This window comes from Myxococcus llanfairpwllgwyngyllgogerychwyrndrobwllllantysiliogogogochensis (assembly GCF_006636215.1).
GTDB classification, from domain to species: Bacteria; Myxococcota; Myxococcia; order Myxococcales; family Myxococcaceae; genus Myxococcus; species Myxococcus llanfairpwllgwyngyllgogerychwyrndrobwllllantysiliogogogochensis.
Genome location: NZ_VIFM01000134.1, coordinates 1 through 23,799, shown reverse-complemented (window position 1 = coordinate 23,799; position 23,799 = coordinate 1). Strand labels below are relative to the sequence as shown.

Annotated in this window: 23 protein-coding genes and 1 pseudogene; 14 read left to right on the top strand and 10 right to left on the bottom strand. The window is 68.7% G+C overall.

What is annotated here, in order from left to right:
• The first annotated feature begins 14 nt into the window (after nt 1-14).
• The 5 genes from FJV41_RS28485 (at nt 15) to curA (ending at nt 4,691) form a co-directional block, all read left to right on the top strand.
• Entirely contained in the window at nt 15-233 is a 219-nt protein-coding gene (locus FJV41_RS28485; RefSeq protein ID WP_141645718.1) for a hypothetical protein, read from the top strand.
• A 60-nt stretch (nt 234-293) separates the two neighbouring features.
• A complete protein-coding gene (locus FJV41_RS53920) occupies nt 294-1,019 on the top strand; it encodes a hypothetical protein (RefSeq protein ID WP_246137467.1) in 726 nt (241 codons plus the stop codon).
• Nucleotides 1,020-1,125: 106 nt separating this feature from the next.
• Entirely contained in the window at nt 1,126-2,649 is a 1,524-nt protein-coding gene (locus FJV41_RS28475; RefSeq protein ID WP_141645717.1) for an MBL fold metallo-hydrolase, read from the top strand.
• Nucleotides 2,650-2,895: 246 nt separating this feature from the next.
• Entirely contained in the window at nt 2,896-3,498 is a 603-nt protein-coding gene (locus tag FJV41_RS28470; protein ID WP_141645716.1) for a TetR/AcrR family transcriptional regulator, read from the top strand.
• A gap of 158 nt (nt 3,499-3,656) precedes the next feature.
• On the top strand, nt 3,657-4,691 hold the full coding sequence (gene curA, locus FJV41_RS28465; protein WP_141645715.1) for an NADPH-dependent curcumin/dihydrocurcumin reductase: 1,035 nt from the start codon (nt 3,657-3,659) through the stop codon (nt 4,689-4,691).
• Nucleotides 4,692-4,836: 145 nt separating this feature from the next.
• Here the strand turns inward: curA and FJV41_RS28460 are convergent, their stop codons facing one another.
• Both FJV41_RS28460 and FJV41_RS28455 read right to left on the bottom strand, forming a co-directional pair.
• Nucleotides 4,837-5,667, bottom strand: a complete 831-nt coding sequence (locus FJV41_RS28460) for a LytR/AlgR family response regulator transcription factor (protein WP_141645714.1) — start codon at nt 5,665-5,667, stop codon at nt 4,837-4,839.
• Nucleotides 5,660-6,805, bottom strand: a complete 1,146-nt coding sequence (locus tag FJV41_RS28455) for a sensor histidine kinase (protein WP_181790996.1) — start codon at nt 6,803-6,805, stop codon at nt 5,660-5,662. The genes FJV41_RS28460 and FJV41_RS28455 overlap by 8 nt, the downstream gene beginning before the upstream one ends.
• 172 nt (nt 6,806-6,977) lie before the next feature.
• Here FJV41_RS28455 and FJV41_RS52520 point away from each other — a divergent pair, with 172 nt between their 5' ends.
• Nucleotides 6,978-7,433 carry a VOC family protein gene (locus tag FJV41_RS52520; RefSeq protein WP_181790994.1) on the top strand — a complete coding sequence of 152 codons (456 nt, stop codon included), beginning with the start codon at nt 6,978-6,980 and terminating at the stop codon, nt 7,431-7,433.
• 18 nt (nt 7,434-7,451) lie between these two features.
• Here FJV41_RS52520 and dgt read toward each other — a convergent pair whose 3' ends face one another.
• Complete coding sequence (gene dgt / locus FJV41_RS28445) at nt 7,452-8,903, bottom strand: dGTP triphosphohydrolase (protein ID WP_246137466.1); 1,452 nt, start codon at nt 8,901-8,903, stop codon at nt 7,452-7,454.
• 230 nt (nt 8,904-9,133) lie between these two features.
• Here dgt and FJV41_RS28440 point away from each other — a divergent pair, with 230 nt between their 5' ends.
• Nucleotides 9,134-9,649, top strand: a complete 516-nt coding sequence (locus FJV41_RS28440; RefSeq protein ID WP_141645711.1) for an OmpA family protein — start codon at nt 9,134-9,136, stop codon at nt 9,647-9,649.
• 244 nt (nt 9,650-9,893) lie between these two features.
• Here FJV41_RS28440 and FJV41_RS28435 read toward each other — a convergent pair whose 3' ends face one another.
• Entirely contained in the window at nt 9,894-11,531 is a 1,638-nt protein-coding gene (locus FJV41_RS28435; protein WP_141645710.1) for a GMC family oxidoreductase, read from the bottom strand.
• A gap of 338 nt (nt 11,532-11,869) precedes the next feature.
• Here FJV41_RS28435 and FJV41_RS28430 point away from each other — a divergent pair, with 338 nt between their 5' ends.
• From FJV41_RS28430 to FJV41_RS28410, 5 genes are all read left to right on the top strand, one after another.
• The gene (locus tag FJV41_RS28430) at nt 11,870-12,322 is read left to right on the top strand and encodes a nuclear transport factor 2 family protein (RefSeq protein ID WP_141645709.1); all 453 of its coding nucleotides are present in this window, start codon (nt 11,870-11,872) and stop codon (nt 12,320-12,322) included.
• Nucleotides 12,323-12,332: 10 nt separating this feature from the next.
• A complete protein-coding gene (locus FJV41_RS53185; RefSeq protein ID WP_141645708.1) occupies nt 12,333-13,385 on the top strand; it encodes a sensor histidine kinase in 1,053 nt (350 codons plus the stop codon).
• The gene (locus tag FJV41_RS28420; protein ID WP_174475536.1) at nt 13,382-14,113 is read left to right on the top strand and encodes a LytR/AlgR family response regulator transcription factor; all 732 of its coding nucleotides are present in this window, start codon (nt 13,382-13,384) and stop codon (nt 14,111-14,113) included. The genes FJV41_RS53185 and FJV41_RS28420 overlap by 4 nt, the downstream gene beginning before the upstream one ends.
• Nucleotides 14,114-14,159: 46 nt before the next feature.
• Nucleotides 14,160-16,112: a 3-oxoacyl-[acyl-carrier-protein] synthase III C-terminal domain-containing protein gene (locus FJV41_RS28415; protein ID WP_246137465.1), complete on the top strand. Its 1,953-nt coding sequence runs from the start codon at nt 14,160-14,162 to the stop codon at nt 16,110-16,112.
• Between the two features lie 147 nt (nt 16,113-16,259).
• On the top strand, nt 16,260-17,186 hold the full coding sequence (locus FJV41_RS28410) for a DUF6999 family protein (RefSeq protein ID WP_141645706.1): 927 nt from the start codon (nt 16,260-16,262) through the stop codon (nt 17,184-17,186).
• Nucleotides 17,187-17,362: 176 nt separating this feature from the next.
• Here the strand turns inward: FJV41_RS28410 and FJV41_RS28405 are convergent, their stop codons facing one another.
• Nucleotides 17,363-17,914, bottom strand: a complete 552-nt coding sequence (locus FJV41_RS28405; protein WP_141645705.1) for a hypothetical protein — start codon at nt 17,912-17,914, stop codon at nt 17,363-17,365.
• A 128-nt stretch (nt 17,915-18,042) separates the two neighbouring features.
• On the bottom strand, nt 18,043-18,231 hold the full coding sequence (locus FJV41_RS54855) for a hypothetical protein (protein ID WP_141645704.1): 189 nt from the start codon (nt 18,229-18,231) through the stop codon (nt 18,043-18,045).
• Nucleotides 18,232-18,324: 93 nt separating this feature from the next.
• Here FJV41_RS54855 and FJV41_RS28395 point away from each other — a divergent pair, with 93 nt between their 5' ends.
• A complete protein-coding gene (locus tag FJV41_RS28395; protein WP_141645703.1) occupies nt 18,325-19,179 on the top strand; it encodes an eCIS core domain-containing protein in 855 nt (284 codons plus the stop codon).
• A 25-nt stretch (nt 19,180-19,204) separates the two neighbouring features.
• Here the strand turns inward: FJV41_RS28395 and FJV41_RS28390 are convergent, their stop codons facing one another.
• From FJV41_RS28390 to xth, 4 genes are all read right to left on the bottom strand, one after another.
• Nucleotides 19,205-19,879, bottom strand: coding sequence for an alpha/beta hydrolase (locus FJV41_RS28390; protein WP_220137896.1), 675 nt, complete (start codon nt 19,877-19,879; stop codon nt 19,205-19,207).
• 584 nt (nt 19,880-20,463) lie between these two features.
• Nucleotides 20,464-21,636: a threonine synthase gene (locus tag FJV41_RS28385; RefSeq protein ID WP_141645702.1), complete on the bottom strand. Its 1,173-nt coding sequence runs from the start codon at nt 21,634-21,636 to the stop codon at nt 20,464-20,466.
• A gap of 70 nt (nt 21,637-21,706) precedes the next feature.
• Complete coding sequence (locus FJV41_RS28380; RefSeq protein WP_141645726.1) at nt 21,707-22,549, bottom strand: alpha/beta hydrolase; 843 nt, start codon at nt 22,547-22,549, stop codon at nt 21,707-21,709.
• Nucleotides 22,550-22,586: 37 nt separating this feature from the next.
• Nucleotides 22,587-23,357, bottom strand: a complete 771-nt coding sequence (gene xth / locus FJV41_RS28375) for an exodeoxyribonuclease III (protein ID WP_141645701.1) — start codon at nt 23,355-23,357, stop codon at nt 22,587-22,589.
• Between the two features lie 195 nt (nt 23,358-23,552).
• Between xth and FJV41_RS28370 the strand changes: the two are divergent.
• Nucleotides 23,553-23,799 (top strand): annotated as a pseudogene (locus FJV41_RS28370) (tetratricopeptide repeat protein); the annotation flags it as partial.

Genomic DNA, 23,799 nt, shown 5'->3' with positions numbered 1-23,799 from the left:
GGTAGACTGCGGGAATGAGCGAAGACAACCGTTCGAACTTTGGCGGGCCGTCGGAGCCGAAGAAGAACCCGAAGGTGTTCGGCGTCCCCGTGAAAATCGACCCGTACACCTCCGTGCGCCCGGAGCACCCCACCGGCGAGTACGGCATGCCCAACACGTCCACGAAGAAGAAGAGCGACAAGCCCTTCGACCCCTTCGCGGTCGTCATCGAGTCACCAGAAGGCGGCAGTTGAACGACACGGCGCACTGAAACCGGACCTTCGCCCGCCGCCCCTGGTCTACATAGGCGGGCCATGAACCGGTTCACGCTCCTGTCCGTCTACGCCGCGGCCTCGCTCCTCGCCTGTACCCCGCGCGCCTCCACTCCGCCGTCGGGGGAGGATGCCAGCACACCTCCTCCGTCCACGGAGACTCAGCCCCCCGCCGCGCCCGCGAGTCCTCGAGCCGAGGGTGATGGGACTGTCGCAAGCTCCGACTCTGGCTCGCGCGTGGAGGACGCGGGCACCACGGACGCGGGCCTCCTGGCTGGGAGTCCTGGCGATGCGGGCGCCGTGAAGTGCTCCGCGATGGACCTGCCTCTCCCGGAGCCGCGCACGGGCCCGCCGCCGCCGCCGAAGGCCGTGGAGGACATGCGCCGCCGCATCATCGCCGCCGCCAGGGCCTGTGACTACGCGCAGCTCTCCAAGCTGGCGGACGAAAAGGGCAAGAGCGTGCGCTTCACCTTCGGCGATGGCGACGACGTCGCGGCGTACTGGAAGGAACGAGAGGCCGAGGGCGAGCCCATCCTCGCGCGCCTCGTCAACGTGCTGGACCTGCCCTACGCGCTGCAAGGCGGCATCTATTACTGGCCCTGGCTTCACGTGACCGGCGTCAAGAACCCGGAGGACTGGAAGGCGCTTTCCGACGTCTATTCGGAGGCGGAGTTGAAGGGCATGCGGGAGACGCGCGACAGTTACTACGGCCTGCGCGTGGGCATCAGCAAGACGGGTGACTGGCAGCTCGCCGTCTCCGGAGACTGAAGCCCGCGACGCCGTTCGCCGCACCGGGCTCACCACTCGCCGCGCGTTTCACGCCATTCCCTGCACGCCTCGGAAGGGCGATGCGCGCGGCGACATCCTGGCGGGCATGAGAAGACTTCCACTGTCACTCGTGCTCGCCACGCTGCTGTTCGCCTCCACCGCGCGCTCCGCCGAAGACACCGCCCGGCCCCGCGTCCAGGCCGCCCTGGAGGCCATGGGCGGTGAAGCACGGCTGCGGGCCCTCTCCAGCCTGCGCATTCACGGCATCGGCCACTGGAACCTGCTGGAGCAGTCCGAGCGCCCCGCCGCGCCCTGGCTCGTCATGTACGAGCAGCTCGAAGAGGTTCGGGACCTGCGCCACCGGCGCCTGCGTCAGAAGACGGAGAGCCGAGGGGCCGCGGGCCTCGACTCCTGGCAGGCCGTGACGATGATGCTGGCCGACGGCGTCGTGGCGATGGAGCGCGGTGGAAAGCTGTTCCCCGCCGGCGCCGCGCAGCTCCAGGACATGGAGGAGCGCCTGGACTTCGCTCCCGAGCGGGTCCTCTTCACCGCGCTGGAAGCCGCCGACCTGCGCGCTCTTCCCGACACCGTATTGCAGGACGTGCCCCACCATGTGGTGACGTTCCACCATGGGAGCGCGACGGCGAAGCTGTTCCTCAATGCCCGGACCGGGCTGCCCACTCAGGTGGAGACCGTGGACGCGCACCCTGGTGACTTCTTCTGGAGCGTCTGGGGTGACGTGCGCACCCGGCTGTCGTTCCAGTCCTGGTCCCTGGAGTCAGGGGGCCTGCGTTACCCCCGACACTGGGAATGGGAGCGCAATGGCAACGCCTATCACTCCTTCACGGTGACGCGGCTGGAGCTGGAGCCGAAGTTGTCCGAGTCGGACTTCTCCATTCCCGAGGACGTGCGCAAGGGCTTCGCGGCGCGGAGCAAGACCACGGCGGAGACCGCTCCACTGGGCCGGCCCGACCGGCCCGCCGTCGAGCTGGTGCCTGGCGTGGTGCACCTGCCCGGCGCCTGGGACGTCGTCCTCGTGAAGCAGGACGACGGTCTGGTCATCATCGAGGCACCCTTGTCTTCGGGCTACTCGGCGCGAGTGATGGATGAGGCCCAGCGGCGCTTCCCGGGCGTGAAGGTGAAGGCCGTGGTGACCACCAGCGATGCGTGGCCCCACATCGGCGGACTGCGGGAGTACGTCGCTCGCGGGGTGCCCCTCCACGTGCTGGACCTCAACCGCCCGCTGGTGGAGCGCCTGTTGAAGTCTCCCCGCACCCTCACTCCGGATGCGCTCGCGAAGTCGCCTCGCTCCAGTGCGATTCGTCCCGTCGGCACGCGCACCACTCTGGGCTCCGGGAAGAACCGCCTGGAGCTGGTGCCGGTGCGCACCGAGACGGGCGAGCGCATGCTCTTCGTCGGACTGCCCGAGCACCGCCTCCTGTACACCAGCGACCTGGTGCAGCCGATGCCGGATGGCTCGTTCTTCAACGTGCAACAGCTCGCCGAGACGGTGGAGGTCGTCGCGCGCGAGAAGCTGGAGGTGGGTCGCGTCTTCGGTATGCACCTGAGCGCCAGGGAGTGGTCCGACGTGACCACCGCCGTGGAGAAGGTGCGCGCACCGGCCCCGTGACGCTCCACGCCCGCCGGCCACGGGTGTGCGAGGACTGACGCCACCTGGAAGAACTTGGGAGACCGCGCAGCCCATCCCCTCGTGGATGGGGGCGCTGGATGCCAGGGTCGAGACCTTCCTTCGTAAGCGCGGCGTCTTCCAGGAGCGGACCGTGACCGTGGATGACGTCGCGGCGCGGGTGGAGTTCTACGGCCTGGGGCTCCGATTCAGTAGACGACCGGTCTAATGCGCCGTTATGATCGACGCATGACCGCGCCCGCCGCCGCGACCGACGTCCGCCAGCACATCCTCGATGTGGCCAAGCCACTGTTGCTGCGCAAGGGCTTCACGGGAGTCGGCCTGACCGAGGTGCTCACGGCGGCGCAGGTGCCAAAGGGCTCGTTTTACCACTACTTCGGATCCAAGGAGTCGTTCGGGCAGGCGGTCATCGAGGCTTACTTCACCGACTACCTGGGGCGAATGGACGCACTGCTATCGCAGCGGGGCACGGCCGCACGGCGGTTGACCGCCTACTTCCGCGATTGGCTCGACTCGCAGACTGGCGACGACGCGAAGAGCCGGTGCCTCGTGGTCAAGCTCGGCGCGGAGGTCAGCGATTTGTCCGAGAGCATGCGCGCGGAACTGGAACAGGGGACGCGTGGAGTCGTCGAACGCCTGGCTCGCTGCATCGAAGCGGGCAGGACGGACGGCTCTCTGTCTGCCCCACTGGACTCGCACGCTGTCGCGGCCTCGCTCTACCAGAGCTGGCTTGGCGCCAGTCTGCTCGCCAAGATTTCTCGCGACCGCGCGCCACTGGACGCGGTCATGGCCGCCACACGGAAGCAGCTGGGTCTCACGAAAGCCCGCTGAAGGGGAACGGGGCACGGGTGTGCCCCCTTTTTTTGCCAGTTCACTAGACGACCGGTCTATTCCTGTCCACACACCGCTCTCGCGACGTCCGTGCATGTGCATGCGGCGGCGCCAGAGCGCTCCAGCAGAACGTCTCGCCACACCCCAGGAGCAAGCCCATGAAGCCAGATGCCGCCGTCAATCGCCGTGTCGTCCTCGCCGCGCGTCCACGCGGGTCGCCTACGCCCCGGGACTTCCGTCTCGACGAAGCCGCCGTACCGACGCCCGCCGAAGGACAGGTGCTGCTGCGCACGCTGTACCTGTCGCTCGACCCGTACATGCGCCAGGTGATGGACGAAATCCCTCCGGTCTACGCTCCCTCGGTGCCGCTGGGTGACCCCATGGCGGGCGGCACGGTCAACCGCGTCGTCGCGTCCAGGCATCCGCGATTCCGCGCCGGTGACCTGGTGCTCGGCAGAGCGGGCTGGCAGGACTACGCGCTGTCGGACGGGCAAGACCTGGTCCCGCTCGGCGCGCTGACGCAGCCGTCACTGGCGCTGGGCGTGCTCGGCATGCCCGCGTTCACCGCCTACGTGGGCCTGCTCGACATCGGCCGCCCCCAGCGGGGCGAAACCGTGGTCGTGGCCGCCGCATCCGGCGGGGTCGGCGCGGTGGTCGGGCAGCTCGCCCGGCTCAAGGGCGCGCGCGTGGTCGGCATCGCCGGCGGCGCGGACAAGTGCCGCTACGCAGTCGAGGAGCTCGGCTTCGACGTCTGCCTCGACCGCAGAGACCCTCGGCTGGCCGAACACCTCGCGGCCGCCTGCCCGAACGGCATCGACATCTATTTCGAGAACGTCGGCGGCGCGGTGTTCGAGGCGGTGCTGCCACTGCTCAACGTCGGCGCGCGCGTGCCGGTGTGCGGTTTGATTTCGCACTACAACGAAGAGACGCCGCCGGCGGGGCCGAACCTGCTGCCTGGGGTGATGACGGCCGTGTTGCAGAAGCGCATCACCGTGCAGGGCCTGGTCATCCTCGACCACTACGCCGACCGCTTCGACGCCTTCTTCCGCGACATGGGCGAGTGGGTCGCCGCCGGACAGGTGAAGCTGCGTGAGGACGTGGTCGACGGCCTGGAGAACGCGCCGACAGCGCTCATCGGCCTGCTCCAGGGACGCAACTTCGGCAAGCTCGTGGTGCGTGTCGCCGACGTCTGACGTCGCCCCAGGCAGGTCACCGGGGTGGCATCGCGGCGGACAGGTCGATGGGTTCACCTGTCGCCGCGCCCGCTTCGGAGACTGAATGACCACCCTCCCCTGTTGCCCCGGAAGAATGCCGCAAGCGTTCGCGTGAAGGGTCCGCTCAGCGGGCCCGGCCGAGCCTGCGCTCCAGCACGTCCTTGCGAGTGCGGCTCACCCGCAGCCTCTGGCCAGTGCTCAGCACCACCACCGTCTCCGTGGGCGAGTCGTGGTGCAGCTCACGGATGCGCTCCACGTTGACGATGACCGAGCGGTGGATGCGCACGAAGCGCTCCGCATCCAGACGGGACTCCAGGGCCGCGAGGCTCTCTCGCAGCACATGCTCCCGGTCCCCGACGTGCAACGTGACGCAGTAGTCGTCAGCCCCAATCCAGTCGATGTCCGCCACCGGCACCAGCACCGAGCGCGTGCCCACCTTCACCAGCAACCGATCCATGGGCTCGCCCGGACGCGCGGGCTCCGAAGGGGGTGGCTCGATGGCCCCTGCCCCTTGCGCGGGCACAACGGGGCCCGCCGCGTCCGCCAGCAGGGCCGCGAGCTTCCGCCCCAGCTCCACCGCTTTGCCCTGCCGCAGCCGCTGCCGGGCCCGCTGCAGCGCCTCGTCGAAGCGCTCGTCCGCGAAGGGCTTCACCAGGTAGTCCACCGCGTGCATGTCGAACGCGCGGACGGCGAAGGTGTCGTATGCGGTGACGAAGACGACCGCGGGCATCCGCGCCGCGCCCACTTCCCGGATGACGCCGAAGCCATCCAGCTCCGGCATCTGCACGTCGAGCAACACCAGGTGAGGCCGCAGCGAGTGGATGGCGGCCACCGCCTCGCGTCCGTCACGACACTCGCCACACACCGTCACGTCCGCGTGTCGGCTCAGCGCCTGCCGCAGTCCCCGTCGGGCCAGCGGCTCATCGTCCACCAGCAGGACGCTCAGCTCAGCCACGCGCGGCTCCCGCCTCGGACACCGTGACGACGGCGTGGAAGGGCAGCGTGACAGTGGCCACCGTGCCCACGCCCTCCCTCGGTGGAGCCACGACGACACGCCCCGCGTCGCCATAGAGCTGCGACAAGCGTGCCCGCGTGTTGGACAGGCCGATTCCCGGGCTGCGCTCCAGGTCGAAGCCAGCCGGGAGCCCCGGCCCGTCGTCCTCCACCTCGAGCGACAACGCGTCTCCCTGGCGACGCGCACGGATGCGCAGCACGCCCGCCGCCGTACGCGCGGAGACCCCGTGGCGGATGGCGTTCTCCACCAGCGGCTGGAGCACCAGGTGCGGCACCCGCGCGTCCAGGAGCGCATCGTCCACGTCCCAGTCGACGCGCAAGCGGTCCTGGAAGCGAAGCTGCTGGATTTCCAGATAGCGCGACAGCACCGCCACCTCTTCTCGCAGCGAGACCTCTTGCGTGGCGCCCTGCTTCAACAACCCGCGCAGGATGTCACCGAGCAGCACGAGCATCCTCGCAGCCGTGTCCGTCTCCTGCGCGCGCACCAGCACGACGATGGCGTTGAGGGTGTTGAACAGGAAGTGCGGATGGAGCTGGACCTGGAGGGCCTGGAGCCGGGCTTCGGAGAGCTCGATGGCCAGCGCCGCGGCCTGACGCTCCTTCTCCCGAGCCCTCTGCTGGGAGGCAAGCGACTGCGCCACACCGACCACCGCCGCGTAGGTCATCGCCATCATCGGCAGCCAGCCCAGCGAGTAGCGCAGCAGCATCATCGCGAAGGAAGGCCCACCCGCGCCCATCGCTGGCACGAAAGCGCGCTGAAAGACGGTGTACACGAGCGCGAAGAGACACCCCACGCTCAGGCAGGCCAACAGGTGGCTCGCCCAGGCGCGCGCACGAAAGGGCCGCCCCAGCCGCCACCTGCGCGCGAGGTGGAAGACGATGGGCGTGGCGGGCACCCACACGTACCAGGCTGGCAGCTGTGACACGAAGGCGCGCCAAGGCTCCAGCGGCTTGGGGCTCGACAGGCTGAAGAAGTACGTCTCCAGCGCGGAGAGCGTCCCGGGCACGGTCCACACCGCGACCTGGCTCAGCCATCGCCGCCATGAGGAGGACGGCGTCTCTTCTTCCAGCGGTGTCACGATGCCGCCGAGTGTAGCGGAGCCCCCAGGAGAGACCTACGTCGACGTCGCGCCAGGGGTACCCGGGAGACGCACCTCCCTCGCCACCTCGGAGAGCCGGGGCTCGGGCGGGGGTATCGCTTGCGAGCCTCGCGCCTGGTGCCCACCTGTCCCGGAAGGAGGCTCGAGGCCCATGGGACTTGGACGAACGAAGGCGGTGCCCACCCTGGCGGTGACGGACCTGAAGACGGCCCGGCGGTTCTACAGCGAGGTGCTGGGGTTGGAAGAAGTATCGGAGTTGGGGGAGGAAGGCGCGGCCATGTTCCGCTCGAGCGGGGATTCCTACCTGTTGCTCTATGAGCGCTCGACGCCCTCCGGCTCCACCGCGACCGCGTGCTCGTTCGCCGTGGAGGACGTGGAGGCGACGGTGGACAGCCTGCGGAGCGCCGGCGTGAAGCTCGAGGACTACGACATTCCGGAGATGGGCATCCAGACGCGCAATGGAATCGCCACCATGGGGGACATCAAGTCCGCGTGGTTCAAGGACCCGTCGGGCAACATCCTGGCCATCGACAACTCGCTCTCCCAGTTGGAGCAGCGCGGACGTGAGCGCCGCGCGGGGGCACGCTCGGAGGACTTGCACGCCTGAGGCACGGCGAGGGCGCCGCTAGGTCGGCAGCTTGATGCCGGACAACCGCTGGTACAGCTCCACCGCGAAGCCGTCCGTCATCCCGGAGATGTAGTCCGTAACGCACAGGAGCCGCTGGTACATGGACAACCTCGCGAGCGCCTCACCGATGTCCTCGCTCTTCAGCGGATTGTCTGGCCGCTGAAACAGCTCCAAGGGGAGAAGCTGTCGCAGCTTCTTCTCCTCGCGATTGGGCGTGTCCGTCACCACCGCCCCCGCGAACATGTCGAGCAGGCCACCCAGTGTCTTGAAGCCCGCGCTCTCGATTTGCAGCACGCGCTCGCTCTCGTAGCCCTGGCGCCGCGTCAGCTCCTTGATGACCTTCAGCGGCACGCGGACCTCGTCCCGCGCGGAGACCAGTGGCGTCTCCCACTCCCCCGCCTCCATCGCCTCCACGTGCTCCAGGAACACGCGCACACACGCCTGGATGAGCACGCCAATCGCCCGAGCCCGCGCCTGCGCCATCCGCGTCTCCGGGTGCGCCGGAGGCGGCCGGACCTCGCCCTTCACCGGCGACGGCAGCACCTTGTCCAGCAGCTCGCAGGCGTCCTTTGTCGGAATCAGGCCGAGCTTCGCGGAGTCCTCCAGGTCGATGACCGCGTAGCAGATGTCGTCCGCCGCCTCGACGAGGAAGGCCAACGGGTGCCGGGAGAAGACTCCCTCCTCGCGCTCTCGCAGGCCCGCGGCGCGATAGGCCTCCAGCGCCAGCACACGGTCGTCCTGGAAGTAACCGAACTTCTTCTCCGACACGCGCCCCTTCACCGGCTCGCGGCCGCCTGGGAGGACGGACGGGCGCGGGTACTTGCTCATCGCGCCGAGCGTCGCCGCCGTGTAGCGCAACCCGCCCCGCCGCTCGCGCGACTGGAGCCGGTTGAGGATTCGAAAGCCCTGCGCGTTGCCCTCGAAGCTCTCCAGGTCCTTCCACTCCTCCGGAGAACCGAAGGGACTCGGGCGGTTTGAAGGCGCGCTGCCCGGGGCCGTGAGTCGCTGCTCCACCCAGTGCTGGATGGCCGCCTCTCCGGAGTGGCCGAAGGGCGGATTGCCGATGTCGTGCGCCAGGCACGCCGCCGCGACGATGGTGCCCAGGTGCGAGGGCTCCACCTTCACGTCCTGCATCTTCAGGCCGCGGCCCGCGAGCTGGCCCAGCGAGCGCCCCACGCAGGACGCCTCGATGCTGTGGGTCAGTCGCGTGCGCGTGTAGTCGCTCGACGAGAGGGGGAAGACCTGCGTCTTGTCATGCAGGCAACGAAACTCGCTGGAGAAGACGATGCGGTCGTAGTCCACGTCGTACGGCGTGCGCTCGTCCAACGGGAGATGCTCGTAGCTGGTGGGCGCCTTCTCCACCAACGCCTCCACCGGCTTCACGTCCGAGCCCACCCGGTGCCCCGAGAGGAACTGCCGCCACCGCTCCGTCCGACTGCCGCTGCCCACGGATGCCTCACTGTCGCTGCGTGGAAGGACTCCGGGTGTCCATGCTGCTCCGCCCACACGCCGAGGCAAGTTTTCCCGGGACCTCCAGCCCGAGGGTACTCCCTCCCACCCCGGCAGGCGGGCGGCGGCTCCACCGGTCGGGAGGCATCGTGGTGCTGGACGGGAGAGGACTCCCTGGGCAGCCTGCGTCCCCGGTTCCCTTCCCCATTGGAACCCAAGGAGTCCCACGTATGAAGCTCAAGGCGTTGTGCATCGCCGTGTCGCTGCTGGCCGTCCCGAGCGTGGCCGCCGCGCAGAGCCCCTTCGATTCCATCAAGAAGGCCGCGGGCGACGCGGGCAAGTCCACCGTCGAGAAGAAGGTCAACACCAAGCTGACGGACGAGGCGAAGAAGAACCAGTGCAGCTTCAAGACGGGCACCGCGGAGCTGGCCCCTGGCTGCGACGCGAAGCTCAAGAAGCTCGCCAACGCCCTCGTCGACGCCAAGAAGCAGCTCACCGCCGCGGGAGTGAAGACCTACAAGTTCGAGGTCTCTGGCCATACCGATTCGACGGGTGACGCCGCGAAGAACAAGCAACTCAGCGAGCAGCGCGCGGAGGCCATCGTCAAGGAGTTGGTCGCCCGAGGCATCTCCCGGAGCGAAATCACCGCCGTGGGGCTGGGCGCCGATCGCCCCCTGGTGAAGCCGGACAACACCGAGGCGAAGAAGGCGAAGAACCGCCGCTACGAGCTCCAGGTCCGCCTGTAGCCGTCGTCAGCGCATCAGTTGCGGGAGGTCGGCGCCGTCACTCCATCGACGGCGCTGTCGTCCGCATGCACTGCCGGGATTGATGCAACCTTCAGCACACCAGTTGCTGAAGGTCGGCGCCGTCACTCTCTGCTGCGCTGTCGCCCGCGTGTAGCCGTCTTCAGCGCCTCAGTTACGAAGGCCGGTGCCGTCACTCCACCGACGGCACTGTCGTCCGAATGCACTGCCGGGATTGAACCCAAACTCAGCGCGTGAGCTGCGGCGCCGTCTCCGACACACCCGGCGACACGGTCCTCTTCACTTCGTCGCCTGCGTGCGCGGCTGGGATGAACGTCATCGCGCGCTCGGCGAGCGCGGTGATTGTGAGCGAGGGATTGACGCCCGGATTGGCGGAGATGGCCGAGCCATCCACCACGTACAGGCCCTCGTAGCCGAAGACGCGGTGGCGATGGTCGATCACGCCCGTCTCCGCCGAGTCTCCCATGCAGCAGCCACCCAGGATGTGCGCGGTGGTGGGGATGCCCAGCACCGTCTCGCTCACCATCGTCATGGGATACCCGTCGAGCTTGTCGGACACGCGCTTCGCCAGGTCGAACGCCTCCGGCATGTTGGAGGTCGGCGCGGGGCCGGACTGGAGGCCCGTGGTGAGGCCCCTGCGCAGGCCGGTGGTCAGCCCTCTCGCGCGCCGCATGCGCAGGTGCCCTTCCAGCGTGCGCATGTAGAGGAGAATCATCGTCCGCCGCGCGAAGTCCGGAACAAACCAGGCCTTGAGGAAGCGCAATGGATGCCGCGCGAGCAGCGCGAAGAGCCGCGCCACCCGCGTGAGCATCGTCGTCCCGCGCACCTGCGGCGCCATCAGCAGGCGGAAGAATCCCGAGCCCGCCGAGTAGCGCACCGGCTCCAGGTGCGAGCGCTCGTCGGTGTGCAGGATGGAGCCGATGGCGATGCCCTTCGAGAGGTCCTGGTCCTTGTGCCCACTCACGATGCCCACCAGCGCCTCGGAGTTGGTGCGCACGCTGTCACCCAGTCGCTCCGACAGCCGGGGCAGTCCGTCCGGACGCTCCTTCAAGCGCAGCAGCAGGTCCACGGTGCCCAGCACGCCCCCAGCGAAGACGACGTTGCGCGCGGTGAATCGCAGCGTCTTCCGGGAGAACAGGCCGGTGCCCTGGCGCGCCTCCACTTCGTAACCTCCCTCCGGCAGCGGGCGCACCCACGTCGCCTCGGTATCAGCGTGCAGCGTGAGGCCGCGCTTCTCCGCGAGGTGGAGGTAGTTCCGGTCCAGCGTGTTCTTCGCGCCGTGGCGACAGCCAAGCATGCAGCCGCCGCAGGCGATGCAGCCGGTTCGCTCCGGGCCCTCGCCTCCGAAGTAGGGGTCCTTCACGGTGACGCCCGGCTCGCCGAAGTAGACCGCCACGGTGGCGGGCTCGAAGCCCTGACGGCCGATGTCCTTGCCCACCTCCTCGAGCACCCGGTCCGGCACCGTGGTGAGCGGATTGAGCGTGGCGCCAAGCATCCGTCGCGCGGTGCGGTAGTGCCCGGACAGCTCTTCCTTCCAGTTCGCGAGGTGCCCCCACGAGGTGGCCTCGAAGAAGTCATCCTTCGGAACGGGCAGCGTGTTCGCGTAGACGAGCGAGCCTCCGCCCACCCCCACGCCGGACAGCACGGTGACGTGGCGGAAGAACGTCATCTTGAACAGGCCGCGCCAGCCGAGCTGTGGCATCCACAACCAGCGCTTCAGGTCCCAGTTCGTCTTCGGGAAGTCGGCGGCGAGCAGACGCTGGCCCTTCTCCAGCATCACCACGCGGTAGCCCTTCTCGGTCAACCGCAGCGCGCTGACACTGCCGCCGAAGCCCGAGCCGATGATGAGCCAGTCGCAGTCCATGCGTCTCCCGTCCTCATGTTCCGATGCGCCACCATCCCGAACCGTCGCGACCGGGGCGACCTGCTCGGGCGGCAGCACTCTATGCGAAACACCTCCACCTCCAGGGCCCCGAGAAGCAGGCGTACCTCTCCGCGCTGCCCGCCCGTCTGGCAGGTAGGAGACATAAATCGGGATTTCTCGGTGCGCTTTCCGTGGGACCCGGCGGCTCCTGGCGCGCCGCTCGTCGCCTGCGAGCACCGTCCGGCGGTGTCTGACGCCGTTGGAAGAAGCGCGCTGTGCGGACAGGCGAGTCTCCGTTACCCCTGTCGCCGACACCTCGACGCAAACAGGAGACACCCATGAAGCAGCACCTCAGGAACGCGGTCGCCGTGGGCTCGGTCATCGTGGGAGCGGTACTCACTTCGGGCAGCGCGCTCGGCACGCCCGCCCCTTCGGAAGACGAGGCTGGCGCGCGACGCGCCGTGGAGCTCTATCTGAAAGGCCACGCCACCGGACAGGTGGCCCCCTTCCGGGAGGCCATGCACGACGAGATGAAGATGTTCCTCAACCGGGATGGAGCGCTCGTGAGGAAGACCACCGCCGAGTACCTCGCGGGCGTGAATGGGAAGCCCGCCGCGGACGAAGCGAAGCGCAAGCGCCGATTGGTCAGCCTGGACGTCACCGGTGACGTGGGCGTCGCCAAGGTCGAGCTCGACCACCCCGACGCGTTCATGACGGACTACCTCACCGTCATCAAGACCGACGGCGCCTGGAAGATCATCAACAAGGTGGTTCACATCCAGAAGCGCTAGAACCCCGAGCATGCGGCTTGGTGCTCGGTTCTGGAAGGTCCAGCTCTGGGGCTGGGGGGCGTACGCGCTCGCCGGCTATGTCCTGTCCATCCCCAACCTGGAGCATGGCGGCACGAAGGAGCACCTCTTCGTCATCGGACTGAAGCTGGTGCGCTCCCTGCTGGGGTTGGGCATCAGTCTGACGATGGCGCGGGTGCTCTCACGGCTGTGGGCGCGGCGCGCACCGGCCTGGGTGCTGGGCACGGTGGGCCTGACGCTCTCTTCGCTGCTGGCCGTGGTGTGGCTGGGGCTGTTGCGCTGGAGCTTCGGGCTGGTCCCCGTGTTCCATCCGGCCTTCACTCACGATGCGCTCAACTGCACCATCGTCCTCCTGGCGTGGAGCGCGCTGTTCCTGGGCAATGCCTACCGGCTCGACCTGGAGGCGGAGCGGGAGCGCGCGCTGCGAGCCCTGTCGCTCGCCACCGAGGCACGCTGGCAGATGCTTCGCTATCAGGTGAACCCCCACTTCCTCTTCAACGCGCTCAACTCCATCCGCGCGCTCGTGGACGAGGAGCCCGGACGCGCGAGGCAGATGATCACGGAGCTGGCCGACTTCTTCCGCTACTCACTGTTGGAGACGCGAGAGCGGGAGGTGCCGCTCGGAGAGGAGCTGCGCGCGATTCGCAGCTACCTGGAGATTCAGCGCATCCGCTTCGAGGAACGGCTGCGCGTCACATTCGAAGTGGGGCCCGGCGCGGAAGAGGCACGGCTGCCGGGCTTCCTGATTCACCCCCTGGTGGAGAACGCGGTGAAGCACGGACTCGACAGTCAGAAGGGACCGCTGGAGCTGCGCATTCGAGCGTCGCGACAGGGCGACACGCTGGAGGTCGAGGTGGCCAACACCGGCTCATGGCGCGAGCCGACGTCTCGGCCCGAGAGCACCGGCACCGGCACAGGCCTTGCCAATGTCCGCGAGCGACTGGAGCACGCGTACCCGGGCCGGCATCGCTTCACCGTGGGCGCGGATGGCGGCTGGGTGAGGGCCTCCCTTCATGTGGAGCTGGCACGGCGGGAGGCGGCGTGAGCGCGAAGCTCGGAGTGCTGCTGGTGGATGACGAGCGACTGGCGCGCAACGAACTGCGCAAGCTGCTCAAGCCCCACCCGGAGCTGGAGGTGGTGGGCGAAGCGGCGGACGCGGACGAGGCCGCGCAGCGCATCGCGGAGCTGGACCCCGACGTGCTCTTCCTCGACGTGCAGATGCCGGGAGCCTCGGGCTTCGACCTGCTGTCGCGCGTGGAGGTCCGTGCCCAGGTCGTCTTCGTCACCGCCTACGACGCGCACGCGCTGCGAGCCTTCGAGGTCAACGCCCTGGACTACCTGCTCAAGCCCGTCCACCCGCAGCGCCTGCGTGCCACGGTGGACCGGGTGCTCCAACGCGTGATGCCCGCGACACCAGAGGAAGCGCCTCGGCCGCTGGCGCTCGATGACCACCTCTTTCTGTCCGGGGAGCGCCGGGTGCGCTTCATTCAAGTCTCGGACCTCTCGGCCGTGTGCAGCGCCGGGGACTACTCGGAGCTGGTGACGCGTGACGGCCAGCGCCATCTGCTCCCCCGCCCGCTCTCGGAGTGGGAAGCGCGGCTGCCGGAGAAGCACTTCGTCCGCATCCACCGGGGCACCATCATCAACCTGGGCTGCGTGGAGCGCGTGGAGAGCGAAGGCGACGAGGGCTTTCGCGTCCACGTCCGGGGCGCGGGGGCGCCGCTCTCCATGAGCCGTCGATATGCGGCGCGGCTCAAGTCCCGGCTGACCTGAAGCGCCACCTTCCCGGCACAGGAGGAGCCTCAGGGACTCCCGTGGCATGACGACATATGTTCCGGCCATGCCCCACGACGCCTTCATCACGAGTCTCGGGAAGTTCCTGCCGGGCGAGCCCATCTCCAACGAGCAGATGGAGGACTATCTCGGCAAGGTTCGAGGACGTCCCTCCCGCGCCCGCGCCCGCGTCCTGTCGCAGAACGGCATCACCCAGCGCCACTACGCCATCGACCGTGAGCAGCGCAGCCTATTCAGGAACTGGGACCTGGCGGTCCACGCCATCCATGATGCGCTGTCGCGCTCGCCCATTTCATTGAACGAGATGGACCTGCTGGTCACCGCGACCACGCAGGCAGACCTGGTGCTTCCCGGCTTCGCCAGCCAGGTGCACCGCGCGCTGGGCGGGCCCGCGTGCGAGGTGGCCTCGCTTCAGGGCATCTGCTCCAGTGGGATGCAGGCGCTGCGGGCGGCCACCCTTCAGGTCGCCAGCGGAGAGGCTCGACGCGCCATCGTCTGCGCCAGCGAGTTGGTGAGCCGGCTGCTGAAAGCCAGCCACTACGAGGAAGTCACGGGTGAGGACACCGTGCCGTTCGAGGCGGAGTTCCTGCGCTGGATGCTCTCCGACGGCGCGGGCGCCGCGGTGGTGCAGGACCGACCGCACCCCACCCGGCCCAGCCTCAAGGTGGAGTGGATGGACATCCGTTCCCATGCGAACCGGCACGAGCTGGGCATGTACGTGGGAGCGAACCGAGGTGCCGATGGAGGCTTCGGGCCGGGGTGGATTGACTCGCCCACGTTCGCCGAGGCCGCCGCGTCGGGGGCCTTCAACATCAAGCAGGACATCCGCCGGCTGGAGTCGCTGGTAGGGCTGGGCGTGGATGGGTTCTTCGCGTTGATGGACCAGGGCCGGCTCAAGCCGGACGAGGTGGACTGGTTCTGCATCCACTACTCCTCGCACTTCTTCAAGCAGCCCATCGTCAAGCTGCTGGAGCGGGGCGGCGTGCGCATCCCCGAGGAGCGGTGGTTCACCAACCTCTCCACGCGCGGAAACACCGGCTGCGCGTCCATTTTCCTCATGCTGGAGGAGCTGGTGAACGAGGGCCGCGTGCGCCCGGGTCAGCGCATCTTCTGCATGGTCCCGGAGAGCGGCGGCTTCATCGCCTGCTATGCGATGCTCACTGTCGTTGCTCCGGGCCGAGCCGTCGTCCCCGACGTGGGCGTCACAACTCCGGCGGCCAACACGCAGAACATCGTGTCGGGCCCCGAGACACCGGCGAACGGAGCCACCGAGGAGCTGGGGCCGTTGCCCCTGAGCCCCAAGGAGGGCGGAGACCCGGTCCGAGAGAAGCTGGTGCGCGAGCTGACGCGTGTCTGGGTGGACTTCGAGGCGAAGCTCCAGCGTGTGTCGGTGCTCGACAAGCTGTCACGTGGCGTCTTCACGGTGGAGGACTACCGCGAGCTGCTCATCAACATGCGGCAGCAGGTGGTGGAGGGCTCGCGCTGGATTGCCCGCGCGGCGTCGAGCATCACCGCCGAGCACCTGGCGCTGCGCTCGTCCTTCATCCGCCATGCACGGGATGAGCATCGGGACTACGAGATGCTGGAGCGGCACTACGTGTCGGTGGGGGGCACGCACGAGGCCATCACCCGTGCGCCGAAGAACATCGGCAGTGAGGCCTTGTCGGCGTGGATGTTCCATCGCGCCAGCCAGGAGAATCCGTTCGACCTGCTGGGCGCGATGTTCATCATCGAGGGCCTGGGCAGTCGCGTGGCACGGCGCTGGGGCATGGCCATCCGGGAGCAGCTCTCGCTGGAAGACGAGCAGGTGCGCTTCTTCCTCTACCACGGCGACAACGACGCCACGCACCTGGACAGGCTGGACGGAGCGCTCGGCTCGGGCATCCTCACTCCGGAGCTGGCCGCGCGCATCGTGAAGACCGCGAAGGTGACAGCGCGCCTGTACCTGCTTCAGCTGGAGGAGTTGGGGAATGTCTGAGGCACGGAGGGGCTCCGGCGCGGGCTACTCCTTGTCCCGGAGCCAGAACCACCTCTGGCCGGAGCAGAGGGTCTTGCGATGTGGACCCTCCACACATGCAGCCAGTCTATTGTGCGGGCCCAACGTGTCCCGCTGTCCCAGTGAGCCATGGACCCCATCGAGCTGCTGAACAATCAACCGCATGACCCGAGGGACCCGGACCCCTGGGTGGCGCTGTTCCTGGACCGCAGCCTGCCCATGCATGAGCGCACCAAGGCGGCCCTGCTCGTGGACCAGCGCTCGCGCTCGCGACAGTTCCTGCTGCCCGTCGTCCGGCCACTCGCCCGGATGTACATCGTCCTCTTCCAGGTGATGAAGATCTTCATCCCCAACCGCTTCACCTCGTCGAAGTGGCTGCACCGGCTGCTCGCCTGGGGCCTGCGCGTCTGGGTCAGCCCCGAGGCGAACTTCCTCATCCTGCGTCACTTCCACGTGGGCTCGGAGATTCTCGACTTCATCGCCCGGAACACGAAGGAGCTGAACGTCCCCACCAGCCCCATCCGTCCGACGAACCTGGAGCACGTCAAGGATGAGATCTTCCTCAACCACGACCTCAACCTCTTCAACTTCGTCATCCGCCTGAACCGCGCGCTCAGAGACCAGGGCAAGACGCTCACCCCTCCCACGCGGCTGGACTTCAGCGGCGTGTCGGACGAGTTCCCCCTGGAGGAGCTGCCCGACCGGTGGACGAACTTCCTCGACCTCCAGTCAGCGATTGAGGTCTTCACCCCCGTCTACCAACTGTTCCTCACCGACCGGGACTTCTGGCGCGCGAGCAACTCGCTGCAACTGGACGAGACCATCGCCATCTACGTGGCCACGCTGCTCCAGGCCCCGGGACTCGTCGCGCTGGTGAACAACCGCCACCCCATGGTGCCCCTGACCACGCTGCGCGCGGGCTTCCGCCTCATGCTGCACGGACTGTCCGCGGAGTCGCTCCACGCGTTCCTCGTGGAGTGCAAGCACGGCCGGATGCCCCAGCTCGCCCGAATCGTCGCGCCGAACTTCCAGCCCTCCTCACCCGAGGCGGCCTGAGGCTCCACGTCCGCGAACAACACGGCCGCTCGGAGGACAAGTGGAGAGAGGCCAACACGCCTCCTCCCGAAGTGGCACCGCGCCCGTCGCCTCGGGTGGCGTTACCAGGGAGCCTCGTGGCGCTGCTGCCAGACCGGGAGCCCGCCGTGCATCTCCCACGGCGGGACCCCTGGGCGTCATCGCCGTGACGCCATCTTGCGAGCGCGACGCGCGGCAGGCGTGTTCGCCACGTACTGTTGCCCGCGACGCGATGCCATCCGCTTGCGGCGGTCCGTTGCCTGCTTCTGCCGCGCGCTGAGCCGGCCCCACGCCTCCTTCGGCAGGTAGCGAGCGGTGGTGGCCCCGCGACGCGCACGTGTGCCGCCGGTCCGAGTCCCCCACGCCTCGCGGGTCCACGCCACCATCGACTTCTGGGTGCCCGTCTTCCGGCCGCGATAGCCGCCCCCGGCCTTCTCGTACTCCGTCGCCAGGAGCTGCGCCTTGCGAGCGCTCCACTGGCCCGCGCGTCCGCCTCGGGTGCCCGCCATGAGGCGCTTCTTGATGCGCTCCCTCAGCGCGGGCCGCGTGTACCTGCTGCTGGCCGTGGTGACTCGGGCCCCCACGCGGCGCCGACTCGTCGCATTGACACGACGCGGCTTGGCGCGGCTCGTGCGGGAAACGGTCCGCTTCTTCCGGGGCGTCATCGTACGGGTGCGCGTCGAGGCGCGCGTGCTCTTCCTGGCGACCATCAAGTCCCTCCTCCCAGTGACTGGACTGCGCGCCACAGTTGGGGACGGCCAGAAGCACTCGCAATCACCCTCCTCGCCCACCTGCCCGCGACAACAAGGGCCTGCTCCCTCCGTTGCCCTCATCCCTTTCAACTGGGATTGGATTCCGCGGGGCGGAAGAGCGCGCAAGCCCGCACCGGCTGCGGCGGATACTTCCCAGGCAACAGCGGGCACATGATGAAGACGGATGTCCGCGTCTGGACATAGCGCGGAGGCGCCGCGCAGCGATGGCAGAGGCTCTCCGGAAAAGGGAGGGGCTCGGGCGGTGGCGTCGTCATGGACTCACACATCTCACAATTTGAGGAAACAAAGCGGAGGCGACTTCAGACAATTCAAATGACTCAGCCCCCCTCCCCAAGAGGAGTCACGCGATGGCCCCTGTTCGTATCGAGAAGCGACAGCCTGTCTACCGCCGGCCCGAGGAAGAAGTAGCGCCCAAGCCGCAGGCGAAGCCGGTGGCGCAGTCGGTGACCCGGAACATCGTGGATGACTTCATTCCCTCCGTGCCCATTCCCGGCAAGGAGATCCTCAAGAAGGTCCAGGATGCGGCCGACAAGGTCGAGGGTCAGGCGCTGACGGACGCGCAGAAGAAGGACTTGAAGGGCGTCTTCGGCGACAGCGTGGACCTGGACAAGGTCAGCGTGGTCAACGGCCCGGCCGCGCTCTTCGACAACCTCACGCGCTACACGCCCGCCTTCACGGTGGGGAACAAGATTCTCGTCAACCCGACGAAGCAGGACGGCTCGTCCAACTTCCCGCCCTCCAAGGACCTCCTCACCCACGAGGCCACCCACGTCTGGCAATACCAGAACCATGGCGCGGACTACGCGGCCAAGGCCCTGGTCGCCCAGAGCGCGGGGCAGGGCTACAACTGGGAAGAGGGCATCAAGTCCGGCAAGAAGTGGGGAGACCTCAACCCCGAGCAGCAGGGCGAGCTCATCCAGGACGCCGTCAAACAGGGCTACTTCGACGGCAAGCGTCCCTTCGTCGGCGAAGGCGGCAAGGACCACACCGCCTACCTCGACGACGCGGTGAAGCAACTGCGCGAGGGCAAGGGCGACCCGAACTGGGACTTCTCCAAGGCCACGGGGGAGTTGAAAGAACTCAAGGACAAGATTGTCGACGGCGTGAAGGACGCGGGCAAGGAGGTCTGGGACAACGTGACGGAGCCCTTCAAGCGCGCCAAGGATGGCCTCCTGGACTGGGTTCGTCCGAAGTGGCTGTGAGCTGAACGGAAGCCCCGCCCGTGAGTCACTCCGCGCTCACGGGCGCGGTCGTCTCGCGAAGCCATTGCGCGGCGACACGGAGCACGTCGGCGGGAAGAGAGTGGCCGCCCGCGAACTCGTGGTAGCGCACGTCGAAGCCCGCGGCGCCCAGCTCGGCGACGATGCGCCGGCCCGCCTGCTCGACGGGGAGTACCGCGTCCTTGTCCCCGTGGGAGATGAAGACGCGCGGCACACCCCGAGGCTCCGCCGCGTGAACGAACCCGGGTGAGAAGGCGAGGATGCGCGGGAACAGGTCTCCGTTGAGGATGCCGAGCGCCAGCGCATACGACGCCCCATCCGAGAAGCCCGCGACGGAGAGGCGTTCCTTCGCCACGGCATAGCGCGCGAAGACGTGGGCCAGGGCCCGGTCGAGGAACGCCAGGTCCGCGCCCGGGGTGGCCAACTTGTGGTCCCACGTCACGCCTCGCGACTCCGGTATCAACAGGATGAGGCCTTCGGCGTCCGCGAACGCATACGTCGCCGCCAGCATCTGTCCCGCGTTTCCCTTCGCGCCGTGCAGCAACAGCATCAGCGCCGCGGGCTGCTCCGGGCGATAGGAGCGGGGCACGTAGAGCAGGCCGTCACGCGCGCCACCGAGGCCCAGCGGATGCAGTCCCAGCGGCCCTGGCTCTGTGGTCGTCGCACTGGGACGGGCGTGCACGCGGCCATCCGAGGCCACGGTCGGCGTTTCAGGGGCCTGTGGCGGTGGGGCCGTGCGCGAGGTTGTGGGTGAGGTCGCGCAATGGGTGAGGCACAGGGCCAGCACTCCGCCCACGAACACGCGCACCCGCCGCCCCGAGTCCTCCCGAAGCGCCCGGCGCACCTTCGCGCGGCCAGTGCCCTCACACAGGAGGGCGGGCTCTCCGGGCGAGGGACTGCTCGCGCTGGAGGAAACATCGCGGGGTGCGGCTCTCAGCGGGCGGCGCGGGACATGATTCAAGGGAGACTCCTCACCGTTCGAGGCGCACCCGTGGCGCGTCACGAGTCGAGCGTGGCTTCTATTGAGCGCACTCCCCATCTTGGACCACCCGCGGCGCTTCCTGCACGGGTGCTCGCCGTTCAAGTGGCGCATCGAGCGCGTCGCTCATCCTGGGCGCCGCACCGCGATTCAGGTGCGACTCGTTGCCCCTTGAGGGACTCGGCCGGGCCTTGACGCACCGCACCTTGCCGCGAAGCCCGCTTGGGAATCGCGGCGCACCTCGACGAAGGAGGCGACGCCGCTGTCGACGGGGCTCGTGGCCGCGCTCACCAGAGCGGGGTCATGTTCTCCACGTACTTGAAGCCCGTGCCCGTGTTGAAGACCACCACGGATTCGTCCGGCGCCACCTGGCCCGCGGACTGGAGCTTGCGCAGCGCGGCCACGCAGGCCCCGCCCTCGGGCGCCGCGAAGAGTCCCTCGGAGGCCGCGAGTTCCTTCGTGCCCTGCACGATTTCCTCCTCGGTGACGGAGATGGCCGTCCCTCCGCTGGCCTTCACGGCGCGGAGGATGAGGAAGTCGCCCAGCGCCTTCGGCACGCGAAGGCCGTGCGCGTGCGTCGTCGCCCCGGGCCACATGGGCGCATCCGGCTGGCCTTCCGCATGCGCCTTGACGATGGGCGCGCAGCCCTCCGCCTGCACCGCGACCATCCGGGGACGCTTCGAGCCGATGAGTCCCATGGTCTCCATCTCCTCGAACGCCTTCCACATGCCGATGAGTCCGGTGCCTCCGCCCGTCGGGTAGAGGATGACGTCCGGCAGCGTCCAATCCAGCTGCTCCGCCAGCTCGTAGCCCATCGTCTTCTTGCCCTCCACGCGGTAGGGCTCCTTCAGCGTGGCGCACTCGTACCAGCCATGCTCACGCGCGAGGCTGGCGCACACCCTGCCCGCGTCGGTGATGAGGCCGTCCACCGTCTCGACGTGCGCGCCGTAGGCACGGGTCTCCATGAGGAAGAGGCTCGCGATGTCCTTGGGCACGAAGACATGCGCCTCCAGGCCACCCCGCGCCGCATAGGCCGCCAGCGCGCTCCCGGCGTTGCCCGCGGAGGGCAGGCACACCGCCTTCGCCCCCAGCACCTTCGCCATGGACACCGCCGCCGACAGGCCGCGCGCCTTGAACGAGCCGGTGGGATTTCCGCCCTCGTCCTTCACCATGACGCGCTTCAGCCCCAGCCACTCCGACAGGCGCGGCGCATGGAGCAGCGGCGTGTAGCCTTCGCCCAGGCTGAGCCGCTGCGCGGGGTCCTCCACGGGCATCACCTCGTGATAGCGCCACATGGAGCGCTCCCGCGTCGCCAGGGCCTCGGGCCGAAGCGTCTTCGCCGCGCGCTCCAGGTCGTAGCGCGCGAAGAGGGGAGCACTGCAGGACGTGCACAGGTTCAGCACGGCGCCCGGCGCAAACGTCCGGTCGCACTTCGTACAATCGAGTCGGATGACGGGCATGGGGCGCCGACTCTAATCCAGGCCGGGAGTGAAGGCGGGGCGCTCTCGGCGGTCCCCCGCGACAACGGCCCTACCGCGCGGTCTCGGCGGCCACCGGAGGCAGCCACTTGCGCAGCAGAGCCGGCGCGGTGGACCGGTAGATGTTGTCGTGGCGGAGGTCCGGCCGAGGCTCGACCTCCCACTTCAAGCCCGCGGGCGCGCTCACCCGGAGGACCTCGCGCAGCCGCTCGACGGCGGGGACGATGTCATCCACCTCGTTCGCGGAGGACACGTACAGCGCGGCCTTCAGGTCCGAGCGCGCCGTGAGTCGCTCACCCGCCTGACGCACCAGCGACTCCGCGTTCCACCAGATGCTGGGGCTCAGCGCGAGGTACGTGCCGAACAGCTCCGGCTCCAGGAAGAACGTCTCCACGATGAACAGCCCCGCGAGCGATTCCCCAATGATGGCCCGCTCCTCCGTCACGCGATAGCGCTGGCGGACCTCCGGCATCAGCTCGTCGCGAAAGAACGCCCGGAACGCGTCCGAGCCTCCCGAGATGGGCGCGGCCTCCTTGTCGGTGGCCACCGTGGTGGGGCCCGTCATGTCGCGCCGCCGCACCGTGTTCTCGACGCCCACCACGAGCAGCGGCCGCAGCTCGCCCGCGCGAATGGCCGCGTCCACGGCGGAGGCGACGTGAGGGAAGTCCTCCTTGAGCCCACCGTCGGGCATGTAGAGCACCGGGAAGCGCGTGTCCTTCGCCGTGTCGTAGCCAGGAGGCGTGTAGACGGCGATGTGGCGGACCTCCTTCAGCTTCGCGGACTCCAGCGTGAAGGTCTGGTGCGCGGGCACGGGCTCGGGCGCCTCCGCGGCCTCGGGCGGCTTGCCCGCGGACGCACAGCCCACGAGGAACATCCCCAGCCCCACGCACAACATCGGCCATCGCAGCTGAATCACGCCTGTCCTCCCCACTTCAGTCCCGCAGTTCCAACCACACCGGCGCATGGTCCGAGGGCTGCTTGCCCTTGCGCGCCTCGCGGTCCGTGTCCGAGCCCGTCAGCCTGGGCACCAGCGGCGCCGACACGTAGAGGTGGTCGATGCGCAGCCCCAGGTTCTTCGGGAAGCCGAGCATCCGGTAGTCCCACCACGAGAAGCGCTGCGTGTCCGGGTACAGCTTCCGGTACGCATCCGTCAGTCCGAACGCGCGCAGCCGCTGGAGCGCATCCCGCTCCTTCAGCGTGAAGAGCGTCTGGCCCTCCCACAGCTTCGGGTCGTAGGTGTCGATGTCCTCGGGCGCCACGTTCCAGTCGCCGCCGAGCACCAGCGCCTCGTCGGGCTTGTGCCGCGTGTCCAGGTAGCGCCGCAGGCGGCCGTACCACTCGAGCTTGTACTCGTACTGGGGCGAGTCCACCGTCTGGCCATTGGGCGCGTACGCGCTCACCACGCGGATGCCGGCCACCGTCGCGGCGATGAGGCGCGCGTGCGTGTCATCCACGCCGTCCGACAGCCCCTTCACCACGTCGCGCGGCTCCTCCTTCGCGAGGATGGCCACGCCGTTGTAGGTCTTCTGCCCGTGGACCGCCGCGTGGTAGCCGGCGTCGCGCACGGCCTCCATCGGGAAGTCGTCCTCCGTGCACTTCAGCTCCTGAAGGCAGAGGATGTCCGGCTGCGCGCTCTTCAGCCACTCGAGCAGCCGCTCCTGACGGGCCCTCACCGAGTTCACGTTCCAGGTGGCGATTTTCATCGCGGGCACCGTCGCACGACACCCACGCCCCCGCCACGGTTTTCCCCTCGCGTGCGGCCCCAGGGACACACCCTGTCTCATGCCCTCGGGGCAGGCCCCTGGCACGGCCATCGCAATAGCCCCGGGTGGGAGGACGCCCACAGGTGTCCGCCCGGAGCGTCCTTCTCGGACGCCCCGCCTGGAGTCGAGGTCGCCATGAGCCCGAGGACGAGGAAGGCCACCCGCCGCACCCTGGGTTTCACCCTGCCCCCCGCGCTGAAGAAGTCCCTGCTGCCCACCTGCCTCGCCGCGCTCGGCCTGGCCGCGTGGAGCGACGTGCCCCTGCCGGCCACGTGGCGCCCGTGGCTCGCCCTCGCCGACCAGCACGCGGCGCGCACCCGCGACGCGGGCACGGGCCCCGAGGCGGTCCAGGGCTTCACCGAGGCTCCCCGCCCCATTCCCC

Coding starts and splice junctions, on each gene's coding strand:
- FJV41_RS28485 (WP_141645718.1), top strand. CDS start 15: ATGAGCGAAGACAACCGTTCGAACTTTGGCGGGCCGTCGGAGCCGAAG.
- FJV41_RS53920 (WP_246137467.1), top strand. CDS start 294: ATGAACCGGTTCACGCTCCTGTCCGTCTACGCCGCGGCCTCGCTCCTC.
- FJV41_RS28475 (WP_141645717.1), top strand. CDS start 1,126: ATGAGAAGACTTCCACTGTCACTCGTGCTCGCCACGCTGCTGTTCGCC.
- FJV41_RS28470 (WP_141645716.1), top strand. CDS start 2,896: ATGACCGCGCCCGCCGCCGCGACCGACGTCCGCCAGCACATCCTCGAT.
- curA (WP_141645715.1), top strand. CDS start 3,657: ATGAAGCCAGATGCCGCCGTCAATCGCCGTGTCGTCCTCGCCGCGCGT.
- FJV41_RS52520 (WP_181790994.1), top strand. CDS start 6,978: ATGGGACTTGGACGAACGAAGGCGGTGCCCACCCTGGCGGTGACGGAC.
- FJV41_RS28440 (WP_141645711.1), top strand. CDS start 9,134: ATGAAGCTCAAGGCGTTGTGCATCGCCGTGTCGCTGCTGGCCGTCCCG.
- FJV41_RS28435 (WP_141645710.1), bottom strand. CDS start 11,531: ATGGACTGCGACTGGCTCATCATCGGCTCGGGCTTCGGCGGCAGTGTC.
- FJV41_RS28430 (WP_141645709.1), top strand. CDS start 11,870: ATGAAGCAGCACCTCAGGAACGCGGTCGCCGTGGGCTCGGTCATCGTG.
- FJV41_RS53185 (WP_141645708.1), top strand. CDS start 12,333: ATGCGGCTTGGTGCTCGGTTCTGGAAGGTCCAGCTCTGGGGCTGGGGG.
- FJV41_RS28415 (WP_246137465.1), top strand. CDS start 14,160: ATGACGACATATGTTCCGGCCATGCCCCACGACGCCTTCATCACGAGT.
- FJV41_RS28410 (WP_141645706.1), top strand. CDS start 16,260: ATGGACCCCATCGAGCTGCTGAACAATCAACCGCATGACCCGAGGGAC.
- FJV41_RS28405 (WP_141645705.1), bottom strand. CDS start 17,914: ATGGTCGCCAGGAAGAGCACGCGCGCCTCGACGCGCACCCGTACGATG.
- FJV41_RS54855 (WP_141645704.1), bottom strand. CDS start 18,231: ATGACGACGCCACCGCCCGAGCCCCTCCCTTTTCCGGAGAGCCTCTGC.
- FJV41_RS28395 (WP_141645703.1), top strand. CDS start 18,325: ATGGCCCCTGTTCGTATCGAGAAGCGACAGCCTGTCTACCGCCGGCCC.
- FJV41_RS28385 (WP_141645702.1), bottom strand. CDS start 21,636: ATGCCCGTCATCCGACTCGATTGTACGAAGTGCGACCGGACGTTTGCG.
- FJV41_RS28380 (WP_141645726.1), bottom strand. CDS start 22,549: ATGTTGTGCGTGGGGCTGGGGATGTTCCTCGTGGGCTGTGCGTCCGCG.
- xth (WP_141645701.1), bottom strand. CDS start 23,357: ATGAAAATCGCCACCTGGAACGTGAACTCGGTGAGGGCCCGTCAGGAG.